Source organism: Parabacteroides sp. AF17-28 (genome assembly GCF_003479205.1).
In the GTDB taxonomy this organism is placed as follows: Bacteria; Bacteroidota; Bacteroidia; order Bacteroidales; family Tannerellaceae; genus Parabacteroides; species Parabacteroides acidifaciens.
This window is the reverse complement of record NZ_QUGV01000003.1, coordinates 189,260-210,058: the sequence shown is the minus strand read 5'-3', so window position 1 is coordinate 210,058 and position 20,799 is coordinate 189,260. Positions and strand designations below refer to the sequence as shown.

20 protein-coding genes are annotated in these 20,799 nt (G+C 46.5%); 6 read left to right on the top strand and 14 right to left on the bottom strand.

What is annotated here, in order from left to right; translation table 11 throughout:
• The first annotated feature begins 228 nt into the window (after window positions 1-228).
• A complete protein-coding gene (locus tag DWW90_RS03320; RefSeq protein WP_122343971.1) occupies window positions 229-2,034 on the top strand; it encodes a LysM peptidoglycan-binding domain-containing protein in 1,806 nt (601 codons plus the stop codon).
• On the top strand, window positions 2,031-2,696 hold the full coding sequence (locus DWW90_RS03315; RefSeq protein ID WP_115501383.1) for a porin family protein: 666 nt from the start codon (window positions 2,031-2,033) through the stop codon (window positions 2,694-2,696). The genes DWW90_RS03320 and DWW90_RS03315 overlap by 4 nt, the downstream gene beginning before the upstream one ends.
• A 7-nt stretch (window positions 2,697-2,703) precedes the next feature.
• On the opposite strand, the gene DWW90_RS03310 is transcribed toward DWW90_RS03315, so the two are convergent.
• The 7 genes from DWW90_RS03310 to DWW90_RS03280 form a co-directional block, all read right to left on the bottom strand.
• The gene (locus DWW90_RS03310; protein WP_122343970.1) at window positions 2,704-5,457 is read right to left on the bottom strand and encodes a two-component regulator propeller domain-containing protein; all 2,754 of its coding nucleotides are present in this window, start codon (window positions 5,455-5,457) and stop codon (window positions 2,704-2,706) included.
• 316 nt (window positions 5,458-5,773) lie between these two features.
• Window positions 5,774-6,235 carry a DUF4293 domain-containing protein gene (locus DWW90_RS03305; protein WP_115500998.1) on the bottom strand — a complete coding sequence of 154 codons (462 nt, stop codon included), beginning with the start codon at window positions 6,233-6,235 and terminating at the stop codon, window positions 5,774-5,776.
• 166 nt (window positions 6,236-6,401) lie between these two features.
• A complete protein-coding gene (locus tag DWW90_RS03300; protein ID WP_115500999.1) occupies window positions 6,402-6,734 on the bottom strand; it encodes a DNA-directed RNA polymerase subunit omega in 333 nt (110 codons plus the stop codon).
• 26 nt (window positions 6,735-6,760) lie between these two features.
• Window positions 6,761-7,570 (bottom strand): outer membrane protein assembly factor BamD, encoded by an 810-nt coding sequence (locus DWW90_RS03295; RefSeq protein WP_115501000.1) that lies wholly within the window; start codon window positions 7,568-7,570, stop codon window positions 6,761-6,763.
• A 66-nt stretch (window positions 7,571-7,636) separates the two neighbouring features.
• Window positions 7,637-8,062, bottom strand: coding sequence for an amino acid-binding protein (locus DWW90_RS03290; RefSeq protein ID WP_115501001.1), 426 nt, complete (start codon window positions 8,060-8,062; stop codon window positions 7,637-7,639).
• A 20-nt stretch (window positions 8,063-8,082) separates the two neighbouring features.
• Window positions 8,083-9,384 carry a phenylacetate--CoA ligase family protein gene (locus DWW90_RS03285; RefSeq protein ID WP_122343969.1) on the bottom strand — a complete coding sequence of 434 codons (1,302 nt, stop codon included), beginning with the start codon at window positions 9,382-9,384 and terminating at the stop codon, window positions 8,083-8,085.
• 147 nt (window positions 9,385-9,531) lie between these two features.
• The gene (locus DWW90_RS03280; protein WP_115501003.1) at window positions 9,532-9,789 is read right to left on the bottom strand and encodes a hypothetical protein; all 258 of its coding nucleotides are present in this window, start codon (window positions 9,787-9,789) and stop codon (window positions 9,532-9,534) included.
• Window positions 9,790-10,033: 244 nt separating this feature from the next.
• On the opposite strand from DWW90_RS03280, the gene DWW90_RS03275 reads away from it, so the two are divergent.
• The 3 genes from DWW90_RS03275 to DWW90_RS03260 all read left to right on the top strand — a co-directional run bounded on the left by DWW90_RS03275 (window position 10,034) and on the right by DWW90_RS03260 (window position 13,152).
• A complete protein-coding gene (locus tag DWW90_RS03275) occupies window positions 10,034-10,258 on the top strand; it encodes a hypothetical protein (protein ID WP_122331578.1) in 225 nt (74 codons plus the stop codon).
• Window positions 10,259-10,532: 274 nt separating this feature from the next.
• A complete protein-coding gene (locus tag DWW90_RS03265; protein WP_122343968.1) occupies window positions 10,533-12,344 on the top strand; it encodes a helix-turn-helix domain-containing protein in 1,812 nt (603 codons plus the stop codon).
• The gene (locus DWW90_RS03260; protein WP_122343967.1) at window positions 12,337-13,152 is read left to right on the top strand and encodes an SDR family oxidoreductase; all 816 of its coding nucleotides are present in this window, start codon (window positions 12,337-12,339) and stop codon (window positions 13,150-13,152) included. The genes DWW90_RS03265 and DWW90_RS03260 overlap by 8 nt, the downstream gene beginning before the upstream one ends.
• Window positions 13,153-13,167: 15 nt before the next feature.
• On the opposite strand, the gene DWW90_RS03255 is transcribed toward DWW90_RS03260, so the two are convergent.
• From DWW90_RS03255 to DWW90_RS03240, 4 genes are all read right to left on the bottom strand, one after another.
• Window positions 13,168-14,175 carry an isoaspartyl peptidase/L-asparaginase family protein gene (locus DWW90_RS03255; protein WP_122331575.1) on the bottom strand — a complete coding sequence of 336 codons (1,008 nt, stop codon included), beginning with the start codon at window positions 14,173-14,175 and terminating at the stop codon, window positions 13,168-13,170.
• Window positions 14,176-14,189: 14 nt separating this feature from the next.
• Entirely contained in the window at window positions 14,190-16,406 is a 2,217-nt protein-coding gene (locus tag DWW90_RS03250) for a GH92 family glycosyl hydrolase (RefSeq protein WP_122343966.1), read from the bottom strand.
• A 100-nt stretch (window positions 16,407-16,506) separates the two neighbouring features.
• Window positions 16,507-17,385 carry a twin-arginine translocase subunit TatC gene (tatC, locus tag DWW90_RS03245; RefSeq protein WP_122343965.1) on the bottom strand — a complete coding sequence of 293 codons (879 nt, stop codon included), beginning with the start codon at window positions 17,383-17,385 and terminating at the stop codon, window positions 16,507-16,509.
• A 3-nt stretch (window positions 17,386-17,388) separates the two neighbouring features.
• Window positions 17,389-17,583, bottom strand: coding sequence for a twin-arginine translocase TatA/TatE family subunit (locus tag DWW90_RS03240; RefSeq protein WP_075964325.1), 195 nt, complete (start codon window positions 17,581-17,583; stop codon window positions 17,389-17,391).
• A 140-nt stretch (window positions 17,584-17,723) separates the two neighbouring features.
• Between DWW90_RS03240 and fabD the strand changes: the two genes are divergently transcribed.
• Complete coding sequence (gene fabD / locus DWW90_RS03235) at window positions 17,724-18,605, top strand: ACP S-malonyltransferase (protein ID WP_115501011.1); 882 nt, start codon at window positions 17,724-17,726, stop codon at window positions 18,603-18,605.
• A gap of 108 nt (window positions 18,606-18,713) precedes the next feature.
• Here fabD and DWW90_RS03230 read toward each other — a convergent pair whose 3' ends face one another.
• The 3 genes from DWW90_RS03230 to DWW90_RS03220 all read right to left on the bottom strand — a co-directional run bounded on the left by DWW90_RS03230 (window position 18,714) and on the right by DWW90_RS03220 (window position 20,704).
• Window positions 18,714-19,931, bottom strand: coding sequence for a radical SAM protein (locus DWW90_RS03230; RefSeq protein WP_122343964.1), 1,218 nt, complete (start codon window positions 19,929-19,931; stop codon window positions 18,714-18,716).
• Window positions 19,932-20,036: 105 nt separating this feature from the next.
• The gene (locus tag DWW90_RS03225; RefSeq protein ID WP_122343963.1) at window positions 20,037-20,417 is read right to left on the bottom strand and encodes a type II toxin-antitoxin system RelE/ParE family toxin; all 381 of its coding nucleotides are present in this window, start codon (window positions 20,415-20,417) and stop codon (window positions 20,037-20,039) included.
• Window positions 20,418-20,428: 11 nt separating this feature from the next.
• A complete protein-coding gene (locus DWW90_RS03220; protein WP_122343962.1) occupies window positions 20,429-20,704 on the bottom strand; it encodes a hypothetical protein in 276 nt (91 codons plus the stop codon).
• Between the last annotated feature and the right edge of the window lie 95 nt (window positions 20,705-20,799).

The following is a 20,799-nucleotide window of genomic DNA, read 5'->3' as shown; positions in this document are numbered from 1 at the left end:
TTTGGAAAAATCGCATATTTCACTAAAATAACCGGTCCGAAAGTGCTTTTTCGACCGGAAAACAATCGTCGGGGAGACACTTCTCGAAGTCTCTAAAGGAGGTTTTCAAGACGTTTTTTACAATAAGTAGGGTATATTTAAGGGTCAACTTATCTCAATAACCCATTTATGTATTTCACTCTCATTTTTTGTTGCTATCTTTGCCGCTAAATAATCCAGTATCGGCAAATGAATAAGATTAGCATATATGTATTGACGTTCTTTCTGAGTCTGACCGGCGCGACTGCTTATGCGCAAAACAACAGGTCGCAAGTGGTTATTTCGAACGGACAAGACAACAATGTATTCTATCACACAATAGAAAGAGGGCAAACCGTTTACGCGATCGCTACCATGTACGGAGTGACGACCGACGACATCTACCGGTTGAATCCGGGCAGCAAAGACGGTATCAAGGCAGGCGCCACCCTTAAAATCCCGCAACGGGACCTGGCAGGGGACTCGTCGAAAAAACAGGACGGCAACTATATCTTCCATACGATCCAGCCGAAAGAGACACTGTATTCTTTGTCTATCCGCTACTCGGTACCGGCAACCGCCATCGTAAAAGCGAACCCTGGCTTGTCGACCTCCACGTTTACCATCGGCAAGACGATCCGTATCCCGGCCACGCAGGTAGAAGATCTGCCGACAACGGAGGTAAAGACCGTCACCAAAGAGATTGAATACACAATACCGAAGAAAGAGACCATGTACCGGATCTGCCGGAAATTCAATATTTCAAGCTACGAGCTGATCAAGCGCAACCCCCAACTGAAAGAGGGCGTAAAAGCAGGCATGGTCATTAAAATACCGGTGCAGACGGAAGAAAGCGTGACGACAAAACCGGCTACGGCTGTCCTTTCCGAACGGGATGCGAACGCCCTGCTTTCGGAACCGAAAAGCATCGAACGCGTCAATATGATCAAAGTAGCCCTGCTACTGCCGTTCATGACTTCCGAGACTAAGCCTTCGGCCGAGACGCAACGTTTCATCGAATATTACGAGGGCTTCCTGTTGGCAGTAGACAGCCTCCGCAATACGGGGTGCTCCGTCGACCTGTCCGTATTCGATACGGGCAACGGGACGAAGAAGCTCAAAGAGATACTGAAAGACGACGCTCTGCTGAACGCCAACCTTATCATCGGGGCTGTCCAGAACGACCAGATCGGCCCGGTTGCCGAGTTCGCACAGAAGAACAACATCAAGTATGTGATTCCGTTCACCTCGAAAAACGACGATGTCCTGTCGAATGCGCATATCTATCAGGTCAATACGCCTCACTCCTATCTCTACGCCAAGGCTGCACAAGCCGGTTGCGACCTCTTTGCGGCGGACAACGTGATCCTGCTGAATATGAACGACGGCAAAGACAAGACTGACTTTATCAAAACGTTCAAGACCGAAATGAAGCAACGGAACATCCCGTTCAAGGAAGTCAACTACAACGGCGAGACGCTGACAGCCGATATCGAGGCCCTACTCGATGCGAACAAACGGAATGTGATCGTACCGACATCGGGCACGATGGATGCCTTGAACAAGATCAAGTCGCCCCTGCGCATGCTGGCGGAGACAAAGCCGGAATTCGGGCTGACACTGTTCGGATATCCCGAGTGGCAGACTTATACGCGCGATTGCCTGGAAGATTTCTATGCGTTGAACACTTACATATACAGCAACTTCTATGCCGACAACCTGTCGAAAGAGGTTGCCGACTTCTATACCAAATATAAAAACTGGTACAGTAAGACGTTGATCAATATATTCCCGAAATACGGCATCTTAGGATTCGACACGGGCATGTTCTTCCTCGGGGCGATCAACAAATACGGTTCTAACTTCGAAGACAATCTGGATAAGATCAACTATCAGGGCGTACAGACGGGATTCGACTTCCACCGTGTAAACAACTGGGGAGGTTTCATCAATACGAACATCTTCATTGTTCATTACCAGAGTGATTTTAATGTAACCCGGAACGAAGTAAGATGATCAGAAAAGTTATTACTACAGCTCTCGTTTGCGTGCTTGCCTTAGGCGGCATCCATGCACAGGACAAGTTCAGACAGGAACTGTCGCTCGGCGCCTCTTTCGGCACGACCTTCTCCAAGGTGAGTTTCGCACAGACCAAAGTGCAGCAGGGCATGAAGATGGGCTACACGGGCGGGCTTACCATTCGCTGGATCACGGAGAAAAACCTCGGGTTGCAGGCGGAAGTGAATTTTGTCCAACAGGGTTGGGAAGAGAAGTTCGAGGAGCAACCGCAGTACAAATATAGCCGTACGATCAATTATATAGAGCTTCCGATCCTGACACATATCTACTTCGGCAGCAAGCGTTTCAGGGTATTTGTCAACCTGGGGCCGAAAGTGGGCTATGCTTTCGGCGAGAAGACGGACGAGAACCTGAACGGCGCCACGCCGAACACGGAAAACACGCAACACGGCATGCCGCTCGAAAAGAAATTCGACTGGGGATTATGCGGCGGACCGGGGTTCGAACTGCGTACGGGAATCGGTTCTTTCTTGCTTGAAGGCCGCTACTACTACGCTCTCGGGGATATCTTCAACAGCCGCAAGGAGGATTATTTCTCCAAATCGTCCTCACAGGTGATCTCTGCCAAGCTGACCTATATGATACCGATATTCAAATAAAAACGGATTACAAATCCTGCCTGTACTGGGAAGGTGTCACACCGTACATCTGTTTGAACACGGTGCTGAAATAGCGTTGATGCGAGAAGCCGGCCTTCTCGGAGACTTCCTGTATGCTCAAGCCTTTGTCGGCAAGGAGCCGGACCGCTTCCTCCATCTTGAACTTATTGATATAATCGCCGATGCTGATATCTGCAAGCTGTTTCAGCTTATTATAGAGCGAAGCGCGGCTCATCGCCATTTGTGTGGCAACAAACTGTACATCCAGATCCGGATTCGTCAGGTTGCGGCTGATCAGGTCATTCAGTTTCTGCATGAACAGTTCGTCGGCCGGACTGAGGTTAATCAGAAAATGCAGTTTGTCTTCATACGTCTTACGTTCATGTTCTTGGATCGTCAAAGCCATTTTAAGCTCTTTTTTCTTCACTACTGACCATGCGGTCCACACCGAACCTCCCAGTATGACCAGAAGCAGCAGGGCGAAGAAACCGGTCGTCTTCCACCAAGGAGGCGTCACCGTGATCGAGAGCAGCTCGACGGGGGTACTCCAGTCGCCGTTTCGCTTGCTGCATGACACCCAGATATGATACTCGCCCACAGAGAGGGCATGGAAGGAAATGGCACGGCTGGAACGTTCGATCATCTCTTCCTGGTCGCCTCTCACATAATAACGGAACAGCTTCTTCCGCATCAGGTCGTTTTCCCTGACAATGATGTGGGCATTGAGGGAGGTATAGTTCCAGGGGATAGAGAGCCGGTTATTATTCCCTATCACGGCGGCACCGACCGATATGCCATCCAGTCCGACGTCGAGCAGGCTGATGGAGGGGTCCGCATCCTCGGGGAAGGGCACGTTGTCCCGGATATACACCAACCCGTTCACACCGGCCATATACAGATCGCCCGAAGTGGTCAGCAAAGGCGGCTTAAACAAATATTCATTGGCATAGACACCGTCGGATTCCCCGAAAACGACCGTTTTCTTCTTTCCCGGGATATAGGCGTATAGCCCGTTATGCGTCCCGATCCAGAGCCTTCCCTGTAAATCGAACCCTAACGAGCTGGTCCCGGCAAAACGGTTTTCCTCGATGGAAACAATCCGGCGTGTTGCCGGATCATACCGGAACAATCCGGTGGTTGTCCCGATCCAAAAACAACCTGTCTTATCGGGGCAAACAGCCCCCATCTGGCCGAGAGAATCAGGCGGATTAAAAAACGCACGCAGGGAATGGGTCCGGTGATCCAGTTCCAGCAATTGGAGCAAACTGCGCAGATAGGTGACAGAGTCGTTTCCGGAAACTTTCTGGAGGGATGAGCACACAAGGCCTTCCTCTTCGCACCTTATCGCTTTGAGACGCCCCGCCGGTTGGTCATACAAATAAACGCTATCGGAATACAAGAAAAAACGGTCTTTATCCTGGCGGCTTAAATGGACGGACAAACCGGCACGGAAGATCCGGCGGGATCTTTCGGAATCTGCAACAGTATATTCACGCAAGCGGCCGGAAGATTTGTCGAAACGATAGATTCCCTGGCTGAAGACGGAAAGAAGGAGCTCTTTTTCTCCATAATCAATCACGGAGACTACCTTTCTGTCAAATGTCTCCGGATAATGGCGGAATACGCCGGTTTGCGGATCAAAACGGTTAATGCCGTCTCCGTCAGTTCCAAACCACAGAATATGGTCGCGGTCTTCATACATGCCGGTCACGGTCTTATAGCTCAGTCCGCCGGTCGAGTTTAGCGGCACGTCGCCATATGTATGCAGATAGGTTTCCTTCATGCCGATCAGTCCTCCCCGGATACTTCCGGCCCACATATTATTCTCCTGGTCACTGTACAGGCAACCAAAAGAATTGACCGGCAAAGAATTGTCATCACCCGGCATATGCACGATCGACCGGATGCTATGTTTTTCCGCATTATAAATATAAATGCCGCCGCCATCCGTGGCAAACCACAGTTCGCCGTCTTTCTCCTTAATATCCAAAACGACATCGTTATTCAGCAGGTTTCCCGCATGCAGGTGGCAACGCTCCCTCCCTTCGCGCGTATAGCAATATACGCCATCCGCATATACCGACAGCCATATATCTCCCGAAGAGGCGAGGCAGACACTCGTTATCTCTTTTCCGGGCATAAAGGAGACCTGCTCCAGTTTGCCGCTTGCAGGGTAATACCACCACATCCCGTTACGGCGGCAGGCAAGCAGTACGATTTGCTTTTTCTCGTCATACATGCAGGCATGGGTAAAGGCCGAAGTCATCCGCCCGGGAATATCCACCGGCAAAACAGTGATCCGGTTACCGGCATAGGCATACCGGAAAGCCGTTCCTGCGCCGAAGAACAACACTTCATCGTCAGTCACGACAGAACTGAACACATGCAAAGGCAAGCCGGCAAAAACGATGCGGATAAACTTGTCTTCACGGCGGTCATACCGGACCAACCCTTTATCCGTACCAATCCAGATATTGGAATGGCGGTCTTCCGTCAGAAAAAGAATATCATTACCGGGAATAGAGCAGGGATTATCTTTATCATAGAAATAAGACACGATCCGCTCCCGGTCGAAACGGTTCAACCCGAAATTCGTCCCGATCCAGATCACTCCCTGATGGTCTGTCAAGACGCAATTGACCGTCGATTGCGAGAGACCGTCTTTCAAGGATATCTGTTTAAAATAATAGCTTGGAGAAACTGCTTGTGTAGAAAATATACATAAGATGAGACCTAATAATATGGCAAGCAGCTTTTTCATGTAGCAAATATAATAAAAAATATGATTTTTGAACAATCTTAGACGATATCAAACATAAAAATCAAGGTGTCCGAGTATCTTTGCATTGAAGACAAGCTAATAATGGGTAGCAGGCTCCTCCCAAAACAAGAACGCCGCCTTTCTCCCATAAAACCCGGAATCCTGTCCTGCAAAGGACTTGACGACAGGTATGCTAAGATTTATCAAAATGCTAATAGAGGTAAATATAGTCTTTAGGCTATCAGATTTAGGCCAAAAAAAGAGGATGTCTCAGTGATGAAACATCCTCTTCTTCCTATATAATATCAGATATTTATTATCTCAAACGATCCAGGGAACGAACCAGAGCTTCGTCCGCCCCGATATTGCGGATAGCTAAATAATCCAGAATCAGGCTGATCAGCGGGAAAGAGAGTGCAATCTTCAAGCTCAATGAGAAAATCTCAGTCTGGCCTTTCAGATTCCAACAAAAGAATGCAAACAGACCATAAAAGCCCAACATCAAAATCGCATTAAATATGCAAAGACGTATCTGAAGGAGTCTTTTCTTAAACAGGAAGATTGTCAAAAGCGCCAGCAAAGAGATCACGACAACCAGCGCAAACAAGCCCCATGTCGGATACACGAGTTCCGGCTGGGCAGCCATCGTACTGATACCTGTCGCATCAAAAGTAAAAAACTGGTCGCCCGCTTGCAGGACAGCAAGAGGCAAAAACAAAATGGCAACCGTCAGTGCCACTATTATGAGTAAATATACGGTTTGTATTCGCTGTAGCATAATTTATATAAATTGAGAATTGCAAACTGAAAACTGAGAATTAAAAAGAGCAATTGCAAAAACCAAACCGGCTAAACCCCGTTTGTTATACACAATTGCTCCTTATACCTGAAAAAAGAAAACCAAAACATCTAATTGTCAATTCTCAATTTTCAATTTTCAATTATTAAAGGTTGTTCTTTTCTTTCGCCGGGTTCTTGTAATACACTTTCCCGTCTTCATACTCCTTAGCTGCGATCAGATTTGGTTTCGGGAGCTTTTCATAGTAACGTGAAATCTCAATCTGCTCTCTGTTTTCAAAAACTTCTTCGAGGTTATCATTATAAGATGCAAACTCCTGAAGTTTCTTTTCCAGATCCTGTTTCATTTCAACAGCAATCTGATTAGCACGTTTACCAATGATTGCAACGGTTTCATACACATTGCCCGTGTCTGCCGACAGCTTCATCATGTCGCGGGTAACTGTATTCGACGGAGCGTTAGTCTTTCTGTAATCCATACTTACTTTATTGATTAGTTGTTTCGTTAATACGTTTCTGTTATTCGTTTGCTGGCATAGTCGTAGAACTTCTGAACCTGTTTTACGTACTTGCCTTCGGGATATTCGTTCATGTAGTTGTAGTATTCATCCACAACTTCACGGTAACGGCCCTGCAACTTTTCTTCCACACTCACTATGGCCAATTCGTATTTGGAACGAATGGTATAGAACATGAACTCTTCCCTGTATTTTGAATAGGGATAGTTCTTTAGTGCGTTCTGCGCAGTGATCACACATGAAAGATAGTTGTTTCCCATGTAGGTTCCCAGGTTGAAATACAACCGGACTGCCAATAATTCCTTGTATGCGAGTTTTTCCTGCAATTCGAACATAATGTTCTGGGCTTCCTTGGCCCGTTCGCTTTGCGGATAATACTCCAAATACAACTGCAACTGATTAATAGCTTCATACGTCTGTGTCTGGTCCAGACGAGGGTCCGGCGAATCCAGATACAATCCATATCCGGAGTAGTAGCGCGACAGCTCTGTGTACTCGCCTTTCGGATAAGTCGTATAATAGGTATTAAAGTACTGCGAAGCGGTCTGATAGTCCTTTTGGCCGTAATAGCTTTGTGCCAGCAAATACAACGATTCTTCGGCATTAGCTGTACCCTTGAATATGGGGACCAATTCATCCAGTAAAGTGGCAGACTTCGAATATTGTTTTGCATTGAAGTACTTCTTTGCATACGAATATTTCAGTTCGTAGTCTGTACTTTTCAGTATCTTATTATACTCCCCGCAGGAAGATAAGAATACTGTAATCATCATCAATAAAAATACAACCTTTTTCATTCACATACTTTTAGCGCGCAAAGTTAAAGTTTTCTGACAAATAAACGAAGCGCTTAACGTTAATATTTACAACTTATATAAGTCACTGGCTGCAATCAGCTCCAGTTTATTGGCTTTCAGAATCTCTGCGCACTTCTCCACATTGTCCGGACGAATGATCACATTGGCCGCTTCCCCTTGTGAAAAAGCATACATATATTCGATGAAAATACCGGCTGAAGTAATGATATCCATTGCTTTAGCCAATGCGCCCGGCTGGTTGGGGCAATGCAGGCAGACAACATCCGCTATGCTTACCGCATACAAACGTTCACGCAAAACCTTGATAGCCGTATCCGTATCCGACACGATCAAACGCAGAATGCCGAAATCCGAATTTTCGGCAACCGTGAAGGCTGACATGTTCACACCGGCTTCGCCTAATATCTTTGCCACTTCCGTAAAACGGCCTTTCTTATTCTCCAAAAAGATAGATAACTGTTTAATTAACATAGCATTTAATCTTTATAGGTTTATACTAATTTACGATTATCGACCACGTGTTTGGCTTTGCCCATGCTACGCTCGATACTGCGCGGCTCGACAATTTTTATATCGGGTTGCAAACCGATCACACTTTGCATGCGGTTCGCGATTTTCTTCTTCAAGGCGATCATCTTGTTCATCTCGTCCGAATAATATTCCTGGCGTACTTCCACCTGTATCTGGAATGTATCCGTATTGTTCACGCGGTCCACCACGATCAGGTAATGCGGTTCGAACTCCGGCATTTCAAGGATCACGGATTCGACCTGCGACGGGAATACGTTCACACCACGGATAATCAGCATATCATCGCTACGTCCGAGGATACGTCCCATACGCACTGCCGTACGGCCGCATTCGCACTTTTCATAGATCAGATGCGTCAGGTCACGCGTACGATAGCGGATCATCGGCATACCTTCTTTTGTCAACGTCGTGAACACCAATTCCCCCTGCTCTCCCGGTTCAACAGGTTGCAGCGTGACCGGATCTACGATTTCCGGGAAGAAATGGTCTTCCCACAGGTGCGTACCGTTCTGGCATTCGCACTCACCTCCTACGCCCGGGCCACAGATTTCGGTCAAGCCATAAATATCATAGGCTTTAATATTCAGCTTTTCTTCCAATTCCTTCCGCATATTTTCCGTCCAGGGTTCGGCTCCGAAAGCTCCGACGCGCAATTTAAATTCTTCCAACGGAATACCCGATGAATGGATCGTTTCAGCCAGATACAAGGCGTAAGAAGGCGTACAAGCCAATCCTTTCGCCCCGAAGTCGTGCATCAGTTGAATCTGTTTCTGTGTATTACCGCTACTCATCGGAATCACAGTTCCTCCGATATTTTCCACACCGGCATGCGCACCTAAACCTCCGGTAAACAAGCCGTAACCGTACGAAACCTGAACGGAATCATTCTTTGTCAGACCGTACGCGGTCAGACAACGTGCTACGGCCTCGGACCAGATAGACAAGTCTTTCCGGGTATATCCCACAACGATCGGTTTGCCGGTCGTGCCGGAAGAGGCGTGTAAACGTACGATCTCGGACATCGGCACGGCCATCAGTCCGAAAGGATAGTTGTCCCGCAAGTCCTGTTTAACAGTAAACGGAAGCTTCACTATATCATCTATAGAATGGATATCATCCGGAGTAATCCCCATTTCTTGCATTTTCTTACGATAAAAAGGGGAATTGTGGTATGCATGTTCAACAACCCGCCGCAAGCGGATACTTTGTAGTTTCCGCATTTCTTCGCGGTCCATACACTCGATCGTTTCGTTCCAAATCATGGTATTAGTTTGTTATCTTTTAATTGTTAGTAGTCTAAATCAGTTGCAAAGTAATAACTTTTTTGGAAAGAAACCTCGTTTTGCCCTTCCTTTTATGCACATCTTATCCGTGGGACTGCCTTTTCAACGAAAAAGAGCCTGAATAACTCAGGCTCTTTTAATTTTATAAACATAGCTTACATCTTCTATGTTGACGACAGCAATCGATGCTACATCCGTCCTGCTTTTATTTTTACACAGGCAGACATACTTTTCTGACAAGCTTTTTCCCATTACATGAGAAATCAAACGCCCGGTTTGGCTATACACCCAAATTTCAACATCGACTCCTGTTTTCGCAGGAACAGTCAAATATGATTCGGGTGACATCAGTATCTGTCCCGATGACGAATAATGTGTATTCATAAAATTCTCATTTTTTTATATGCAATACAAATGAAACGTTTTTAGAACAAAATAGTGTGACAAAAAGTTTTTCACCTATGACAAATAGTCCCGAAATGCATAAAAAAACAATCAAACAGACCTGCCGGGACAATTTGTCACAACTTCGTGACAAAATGAGACAAGTAGTGGCCAAAAACACTTGCATCTCAACAGGAACCTCTATTTCTTTGCATATCGTTTGAAACCTCTAAGAATTTACAACATGAATAAAAAACAGATGATCCAGGCTATTGCTGACAAAACATTTTTGGAAACAGAGACCATTAAAAAAGTATTGGATGCATGCGAAATAATTTTAATGGAAAATATGCAGAAACAATACCAGCAATCACCGGATTTAAAAAAGTCAGTTTCATACAAAGGAAAGAAGGATGTGAAGATTATACAATTTCCTCGTCCAAGCAATATAAAGCACAATACGAATTAAGAAATAAACAATATGATATCTTTTTTGCATATATATACGGATATAAATGGCATGAAAGTAATCGGCGTCAGTCCCGGCGTGATACTTTTCACCGTTATCATTATCCTTATATTGATCGATATCATATTTTTATTGGTGATGAAATATAAATATACAATCGGATTTAAAAACAGAAAACTAGTTGAATATATCGATAAGGCAATAAAAAAGGAAGACACGGACCCTACTATATAATAATTTTGCCATATATTTGTAAGCAGTATAAAGTTCTATCATGAAGTATTTAAAGATTATAACCTGTATACTGTTTGGAATTATCCGGAGTTTCTCCGGTTTATCGGCACAAGAATCAATTCCTGACAGCCTTATCGATATCAAACTAGCTCGCTATACCGCAGAAACCGATCCCGACAAAGCATTGAGGATCGTCGAACTCGTCCGGCAACAGAAGAAAGCGCCGGAATACCAGATCGATTGGGTTATCACTCAGATTTATGGGAAAAAAGGACAGGACCGGATGGCCATCGAGATGGCTAAACGGACATTGGCAAACGACTCTGTCCGCAACAACCCGCAGTTCTACTTCAATATGTGTGTAAACATGATCGAAAGCATGATCTATTTGGAGGATTATGAACAGGCGATGCATTACGCAGAGGAGATGGTACAGCAAATCGAGAAAAAAGGAGCCAGTAGCAGCAATAAGCATCAGCCTTTTTGGGTTATGGCAAGAATATACAGGGCTACGGGTGACAAAGGGGAAGCCTACACCTTATTAAACAAGGCAATCGAACTGATCCAGCAAAGAATCGATTCGCTGCAAACTGAGAAACAAGTTACAGCGATCAGTTTTCAGACGCAAGCCAAATATTACAGCGATCTTTCCCACTGGCAGGCTGAAGACGGCAATCTTGACGCCGCTATCCGGTCGGCATTGAAGCAATATGAGACCATAACAAAGCTGGAACCCATAAAAGACGGGCCATATCCCTGGAAGATTCCTTTAAATGCGCTGAATAGAGAGTATTGCATGGCATACGGTAATATTGCCTGCCTCTATGCGGAGTCCGGTGATACGGCCAACGGGCAGCAATGGTTTGACAAACTATTGGACAACCCGGCACACGATGCTTTTATTGCCCAGGGGTTAAAGATCAGGTATTACCAAATCAAAAAGAATTATCAGAAGGTGATCGAGCAGGCGACCCCTTATGCCAGCTTTCTAAAGGATGGCGACAGCATCAATTCGGTCCGGCTATCGGCTTTCCTGAACCTGGCAGAAGCCTATAAGCAATTAAAGCAACCGGAAAAGGCGCTTTTCTATACAGAAAAGGCGTTGGAGCAAACCGACAGCCTGAACCTGCGGAAGCAAAGAAGCAATGCGCTTGAAATGGCTACCATCTACGACACGCAGGAAAAAGAAAAAGAGATACAGAAACAGGATGCAAAACTTCATGCTCACCGGATACTTTCGGCTACAGCAGGAGGAACGATCTTGTTATTGGGAGTCATCCTCTGGCTGATCTGGCGGAACCTGAAAATGGCTCGCCGCAAAAACCGCCTTATGGTCACGCAGATAGACTCGCTTCTCTCCTACAAAGACGAATTAAATCTTGCAAAAGAAGAAATACGCAAGCTCACACAGCCCATCGAGACGGAATCCCCAAAAGAAGAAGCTGAAACTTCCGGAGATATCCCGGAAAACAATGTGCCGGTGACCTATACTGCAGAAGATAAAGCAATGTTTGAAGAGCTGGATCGTATCCTGACAAAAGAGCGTCTATTCCTGGACCCGGAATTGTCAAGGGATTCGCTTATCAAACGTACGCACATTAACAAGAACAGGATCGCATCTCTGATCCAGACGTTTACGGGAGCGAACTTCAACGGTTATATCAACAATATGCGACTGGAATACTCCATCCTATTGCTTAAGGATTATACGAACTATACAATTCCGGCAGTAGCAGCCGACTCGGGCTTCAACAATGTCCGGACATTCTACCGTCTTTTCCGCGAAAGATACGGAATGACACCGACTGAATACCGCCAGATTGTATTGGATAATACGGAAACGAATGACTGACAAACAAATCATATTAGTTACCGGCGCATCCTCCGGTTTTGGTAAAATAACGGCTTCCCTATTGGCGCAACAAGGGCATATCGTGTACGGGACAAGCCGGAAAGAAACGACCGGCACACCTGAAGGAGTCCGGATGATCAAAATGGATGTTATCGACACTGCTTCCATACATGAAGCAATCGCACGGATCATTTCCGAACAAGGACGCATCGACGTGGTGGTCAACAATGCCGGAGTCGGGATAAGCGGAGCCATAGAACTGGCGACGGACGAAGAAATAGCCTGGCAGATGAATACGAACTTTACCGGAGTAACACGGGTTTGCAGTGCCGTATTGCCTTATATGCGCAAAGCGGGAAAAGGGAAAATCATCAACATCAGTTCCATTGGAGGCGTTATCGCTGTTCCTTTCCAGGGATTTTATTCCGCCTCGAAATTCGCAGTCGAAGGATATAGCGAAGCATTAGCCGTAGAAGTCCATCCGTTCGGCATTCAGGTATGCCTCGTCGAACCGGGTGATTTCAATACCAATTTCACTGCCAACCGGAATATATCTTCGGCCACGCAGGAACATCCGGATTATAAAGAGACATTTGCCCGTTCGACAGGGATCATAGAGGATGCGGAGAACAACGGCTCCCATCCGGAAAAGCTGGGACATGTCATTTGCAAGTTGGTAAAGGCCAAACGTCCGGCATTCCGGACAAAGGTCGGTCCGTTCGATCAGGTGTTATTTGCCAGAGTGAAAGGATTTTTACCGGATAAGCTGGTGCATGCCGTTATCCGGTTCTTTTATAAGATCAAGTGAGAAAGCGACTGATCGCTATGGCTTTACTGGGCCATAGCGAACCATCTTATCTCCTATTCCGACTTCCTTTTCGACTTTATCCGTCCCTTTCAGTTTGTATAAATAGCCGCGAAACATTCCCGTACTGTTGAACGGCATGGCTATATTGCCATCCTTATCGACTGCGATCAGACCGCCGTTGCCTTCATTCGTATTCAGTTCGGTATTGATAATATAGCCGGCAGCCTTTTCCACCGGTTCCTGCAAATACTTATAACGGGCACAGACATTAAACGCGACTGCATGCCGGATAAAGTACTCGCCATGCCCGGTGCAGGAAACAGCACAGCTATTGTTGTCCGCATACGTGCCGGCGCCGATCACCGGAGAATCGCCGATACGTCCCCATTTCTTCTTAAACATGCCGCCTGTACTGGTTCCGGCTGTCAGATTACCGTTCTTATCCAGGACGACGCAACCGACAGTGCCGTTCTTTTTGCTTTCCTGTTTCAGCTTTTCAATCCAGCCCAATGTCTTGGGAGTGGCGAAATACATATTGTCAACCAGTTCCAGCCCTTGCTCTTTAGCGAAAGCGTCAGCCCCGCTCCCGCTCAGCATCACATGGTCAGTCTTTGTCTTTACGGCGTAGGCTGCATTAATGGGGTGCTTGACTGTTTTCACACCGGCGACAGCACCGGCGGAAAGATCTTTGCCTTCCATAATGGATGCATCCAGTTCGAACGTCCCGTCGGCGGTACACGTCGCCCCTTTTCCTGCATTGAACAAGGGATTGCCTTCAAAATAGTTAATCACAGCCATCACCGCCTGCGGGCCTTCGCCACCGGAGGCTAAAATACGGTCGCCGATCATCAGGGCCGAATCCAAAGCGGCGTAATACTGAACAGACCTTTCAGGATCGTCCTGAAGGTCACCCATATTCCCGGCGCCTCCATGTACGACAATCACATATTCGCGCTCCTGTGCAAAAGCAGAGAGTGCGACACAGGAGCATACAAGACAAAATAAGATTAGTTTCTTTTTCATGGCAATTACGGATATTACTTGTACCAAACCGGTCCCGGCTGATTACCCATCTCAAACTCTAACGTGTCGCCGTTCATGATCTGTTCATGGGTGATGTAGCTCTTGTCGTACGGCTGGCCGTTCAGTTTAACAGATTGGATATAAATATTCTCGGGACTTACTGCCGGTGCCAGGATCGTAAAGGCTTTTCCGTTTGCCAGATGCATCTTCACTTCCGGGAACAACGGAGTTCCGATCTCATATTTGCCGCTTATCGGATCGACCGGATAGAAACCCATGGCGCTGAACACGAACCAGGCCGACATCTGCCCGCAATCTTCGTTACCGCAGATGCCGTCGGGAGCATTCCGATACAGATCGTGCAGTACTTCCGCCACATATTTCTGGGTCTTCCAGGGCTGTCCGACCTTATTGTATAAATAAATCACATGATGGCTCGGTTCGTTGCCGTGCGCATATTGCCCGATCATGCCGGTACTGAAGATCGGCAGGTCTTCGTTTGATTTAGGGACATAGGTGAACATACTGTCCAGCTTTTCCGCAAAGCGTTCCTTGCTTCCGACAAGGCCGATCAGGCCGTCCAGGTCTTGGGGAACAGACCAGAAATATTGCCAGCCGTTGCTTTCACAGATATCTTCCGTATAATCGTCGGGATTGAAGTTGGCAGCGAAATTGCCTTTCTCGTCACGCGGCTGCATAAAGGAAGTTGCCGGATTATAGACATTCCGGTAGTTCTGGGCACGTTTATAAAACTCGTCGGCAATCTCCGTCTTACCCATCTTCTCGGCCATCATGGCGATACAATAATCATCATAGGCGTATTCCAGCGTCTTGGACAGGGACCAACTTTCCCATTTCTTCGGATCGCTGTAAGCCGGGACATATCCCAACTTCTTATACTCGCCGATTCCCCGGTAATCGTCCCGGTTAGCCGTCGCGATACAGGCTTCGAGCGCCTTTTCGGGGTCAAAGTTTCCGATGCCTTTCAGGTAAGCATCCACTATGACGGGAACGGCGTGATAACCAATCATCATATTAGTCTCCCAGCCATACAGGTTCCACAGCGGCAACGCTCCGCCCTGTTCATAGAATTTCAGGAAACCTTTGACCATATCGTTTGCCCGTTCGGGTTCGGTGTAGGTGAAGAGCGGATGAGCGGCGCGATAAGTGTCCCACAGCGAGAAGGTCGAATAGTTCGTCCATCCGTCCGCCTTGTGGATCTGCTGATCCGGGCCATAGTAGGAACCGTCCACGTCGCTATAGATTGTCGGGGCGATCATGGAATGATAGAGTGCGGTGTAGAACTTCACCATATCGTCCGTATTAGAACTCTTTACCTCTATTTTGGCCAGTTGCTTGTTCCATTCACCGGCCGCCTTTGCCTGATAGTAGTCGAAATCGTCTTTCGAAGCTTCTGCACGCAGGTTCTTGCCTGCTCCTTCCATGCTGACGCCGGATATTCCTGTCGTAACGAGGATTTCTTCATCTTTCTCCGTATTAAAGTCGAAGCGGGCGATATAAGCTGTGCCGATCCAACCCCGGTCTTTCGTCGCAATGGAAGTTGTATCGATATGGCAGGCCGTGAAAGGTTTGGAGAAGCGAGTCTCGAAATAAACATGCTGTAGCGGAGACCAGCCTTGCGAGAAGCGATAGCCGCGAACCGTCATCGAGTCGACCACCTCGATACGCGAATCCAGCGTAAAGTCCCAGTTCATCGCCTTTTTCAGGTTCAGAAAGACGGAAGCCTCCGCTTTCGGGAATGTGTAACGCTGGATACCGCAACGTTCGGTAGCCGTCAGTTCGACATTGATATTATAGTCTTTCAGCAAGACACGGTAATAGCCGGCCGAAGCGGCTTCGTCATTATGGGAAAAGGTCGAATAGATTCCTAACGGTGCGGGAGCTTCTTTATACGGACGTGTCACCGGCATGAAAGAGATATCATACAAGTCGCCTGCACCCGTTCCGGAGAGATGTGTATGGCTGAAACCGGCAATTGTCGTATCGGGATAGAAATACCCCGAAATACGATCCCAGCCGGGCAAACCATTGTCCGGACTTAGCTGGACCATCCCGAAAGGGACTTGCGCCCCAGGATAAGTATTACCGGTAAAATCCGTCCCGATCAAAGGGTTTACATATTGCGTATAATCTTCCGCCTCCTGTTGTTTTTCCGGCGTGCAGGCTGCCAGAGCCAGCAAGGAGACCGCCAATAAGGATATGTGCCTCATGTTTAATTCTTGTTTTAGTCTTCACAAAGATACAAAAAAAGAGACGCAACCTTTAAACGGTGCGTCTCTTCTATAACTATTTTACAATGTCTGTAGTTTTTTAAGCCGGTGCAATTTCCGTACATTCTTCATCCTCGTCGTCATCTTCCTCCTCAGGAGGATCTTTCTTCACAAAGAGGGCACTCAGTTCGAACAGCCCATACAACGGGAAGAATACGATGCTCAACGTGAACGGATCGCTACTCGGCGTAATAAAGGCAGCTGCAACAAGCAAGCCAACAATAGCATGCCGTCTATACTTATGGAAGAACGACCGCTTCAGCAAACCGATCTTCGACAACAGCCACGAAACCAACGGCATTTCAAAAACAATTCCCATCACAAAGATAAGCATCAGGAAATTATCCATATACGAATCCAGCGATACCTGTTCTTTTATATTTGCACTCAACTCGTAGGTTGCCAAAAAGCGCAATGTCATCGGGAATACCATAAAATATCCGACCGCACATCCGACAAAGAACATGATCGTTCCCAAGAGAAATACCCATCTGACATTCTTTTTCTCATTCTCATACAATGCCGGGCTGATGAACTTCCATATCTCCCACATCAGATAAGGGAAAGTAAGCACAAGCGCCAGCCAGAACGAGGTTGTCATGTGAGTGAAAAACTGAGAAGCCAGCTTGATATTAAAAATATCCACATGAAAACTATCGTTACAGAAATCGGGCAATACGTCAAACCAGGGACTTACATTAACCAACCACTGGTTCAAGTCGCACAACCATCTGTAAAAGATAAAGTCGGAATAGCAAGGAGCTTCTATTACACGGTGGAATATTCCATCCGGACCGCGCATAAAGGCAAAGGTTACTATGGCAAAAACAAAGAGCGCTAAAAAAGAACGGAACAAAGTCCAACGAAGTGCCTCCAGGTGGTCCCAGAAGGACATTTCTTCTTGTTCTAATTCTGCCATCTTTTACTTCTTATCTGTATCGTCCAGCTTAATGTCGTCTTCTAATCCTTTTACACCGTCTTTAAAGTTCTTCACACCTTTACCGATACCTTTCATCAGTTCAGGTATTTTCTTTCCACCGAAAAGCAACAACACAACAATGGCGATGATAACAATTTCGCCTGTTCCTAAATTTCCAAGAAATAATAATTGATCCATGATATTATATAAATTAGTCGTTAATATTCTTCTTATCGATGGGCAAAGATACAATTTGTAATGAATAGTACCCCAATTATTCTAAATTTATTACCTTTGCGCCATCTTAAAAAACTGAAATTAGAAAAAGATTAGAAAAAATGAAAGCGTATGTATTTCCCGGTCAGGGTGCACAGTTTGTCGGAATGGGAAAAGACCTTTACGATAACAATCCTCTTGCAAAAGAGATGTTTGAGAAAGCTAATGAAATCCTTGGTTTCCGTATCACTGACCTGATGTTCGCCGGAACAGACGAAGATCTGCGTCAGACAAAAGTGACACAACCTGCCATTTTCTTACACTCAGTCATTCTTGCTAAAACATTAGGTGACCAGTTCAAACCGGATATGACGGCCGGACACTCCTTAGGAGAGTTCTCTGCACTTGTTGCAGCCGGTGCCCTGTCTTTCGAAGACGGCCTCGTGCTGGTGTCCAAACGTGCTATGGCAATGCAGAAAGCCTGCGAAGCCACTCCCTCGACAATGGCAGCCGTACTGGCATTGCCGGATGAAAAAGTAGAAGAAATTTGTGCAAGCATTGAAGGCGAAGTGGTTGTATGTGCAAACTACAACTGTCCGGGCCAGCTTGTTATCTCCGGTTCAATACCCGGAATCGAAGCTGCTTGTGAAAAGATGCTGGCTGCCGGTGCAAAGCGCGCACTGAAACTGAAAGTGGGCGGTGCTTTCCACTCTCCGCTGATGGAACCGGCCCGTGCCGAACTGGCTGCCGCTATCGAAGCGACTCCGATTCACGAACCGTCATGCCCTGTTTACCAGAATGTAAGTACAAAAGGCGAAACTAACCCTGAAACAATCAAGGCAAACCTGATCGCACAGCTGACCGCTCCGGTTCGCTGGACACAGAGTGTGCAGAACATGATTGCCGACGGTGCCGACCATTTCATCGAACTGGGTCCGGGCGCAGTATTGCAGGGATTGGTCAAGAAGATCAACAAGGAAATGACAACAGAAGGCATGCAATAAGCAATTAGTTCCATGCCGAGGAAACTAAAGTTTCTTGCCCATGAAAATAAAGTTTCATCGGCATGAAACTTTTGTTTCACCCTAACAAAACAAGTGAAACTTTTTCACTTAACTCTTGCCAATATGCAGTTCATCCAGCTTTTCGCGGTCAAGGCCATATTTATCTTCCATACCGCGAAGCATTTCCTCATCAAAGACAATCGGGCGGTTCAGTTTCTTCATTTCGCGGTAGCCTTTGTAGACCATTCCCAACATCTTACTCGGATTGAAAACGATAGATGAAGTGATCCAGCAACCGTGCGTACACCAGCAATTCGCCTTTGCCCCATGTCCGATCGCCTCTATCTCTTGTTTCATGGCATCGCTTTGCATCACTTTGCTGACGTCGCAGCCATAATCTTTTAGATTCCCGAGCGGCTCGCGCAACTCGCAGGCACGGAAACGGCCGTCGTAGTCGATCACCAAAGTTGTCTCGCCGGCCGTACAGTCCATTCCCCAAGGCGTCGGTTCATCGATGTTGCTGGCACGGACATTATATAACGTACGGATAAAACCGAGATAGAAGAAACGGGTAATCGGCTTTCTGAAACCACTTGTCTCCTGCACCATACGGTCGGCATAGCCGGAATAGATGTGTGCAACGTCGTCCTGAATCTTTCTCAGGGATGATTCGGTCAGGATCTTCACCCCGTCGTCACGCGTCATACCGCGAGCGGCTTCGATCGTATGCGTCGAAGTGTGGAAGCGGGCAAAGACCCAGAGCATGAAGTCTTGTATCTCCTCGATGTTGTACTTGGTGATCACAGTCGCAATATTCTTCAGCACTTTGCCGTCATCGCGGAAATGTTCATCCACCAGCTTCAAGGTGTAGAGCGCTTTATAGAAATTGCCCGGAACGCCACGCTGGATATCATGCGTCTTTCCAAAGCCGTCGAGCGAAAGGCTGACGTTGAAATTGGTTTCGGGGCAGCTCTTGCGCAGGCGGGTCACCCACTCGACGATCCGTTCCGGTTTCAGTCCGTTGGTCGGAATGTTGACGTCTTTCACCTGGTTGTTCTTGTAAAACATCTCGATTATCTCCGGCAGGTCTTCACGCAAGGTCGGCTCACCGCCGGAAATCCACAAGCGGTTAATCTCGCCAGCTGTCTCCGAGATTTTTTTAATCTCATCAAAAGTCAAGTCCGGCTCCTTTTTATCCATTTCCTCTGCATAAAAACACATGGCACATTTAGCATTGCACCGCCCTGTCACAAACAGGAATATGGATTCGAGCTTCCTTTTGGAACTCATCGTCCGGAAAGAACTTTTTGTTCGTTTTGTAGTCATTTCTTTATGTATATGATGTAATTGTATTTACAGTGACTACGCAAAGGTCTGTCATTATAACAGATGAAACAAGTTCTATCTTTAAGATAAAATACTCTATTATTACTATTTCCGGGAAGAGGTTTTCTTCTTCTCGTAAGGTACCGCTACATCTTCACAAACCCAACTGGAGTGATGTTCTATAATATATCGTAACTTGTCCGGAGACTGGCGGGTATCGAAAATCAAGGCGATTTTAACAATGTGGTCTTCTACCCAATAAAGGATTTTAAGGTTGGCATGCTGGACAAAGGTTCGGAAACATTGGGGATAGTCGGTTAAGGAAGGTTCGACATGGCCTAAGCCGGGGAAATCAGCTATTAACCGAATTGTACTTTTTACTTCGGCATATATCTGAAGACCACGTTGAGTACCAAATGTTATTTGATAATAGTTACGCAAATCCCTTATCTGGGATTTAGCAAGTGGTGATGTTCTTGATCTCATGCCTTGATTGATTAGACTAATCCAAATTCCTTATCCAACTCTGCAAACATCTCTTCAGTATCTTGCATTCCACCTTTCCGGTCTTCTTCCAAAACCTGGTCGATCAGGCTGCGAAGTCCTTCCACCGTGTCGGGCTCACGAAGGATGTCAGGAATCGACATGGCAGAGTTTCCTTCCTGATAATCATAGATTTTATCTTCCAAAGATATCAACAGATCCTCATCGTCGATCTCACGGATTCGCTTGATCAGATCTTCTCGGCGGCGGTTTAATGATTGTTCGGACATTGTTTTATTCCTTTCGTTTTTTGATGATGAGGCAAATATAGACAATTATAATAAGAAAAACAGCGCCACACATCCGAAAACGTGTGACGCTGACA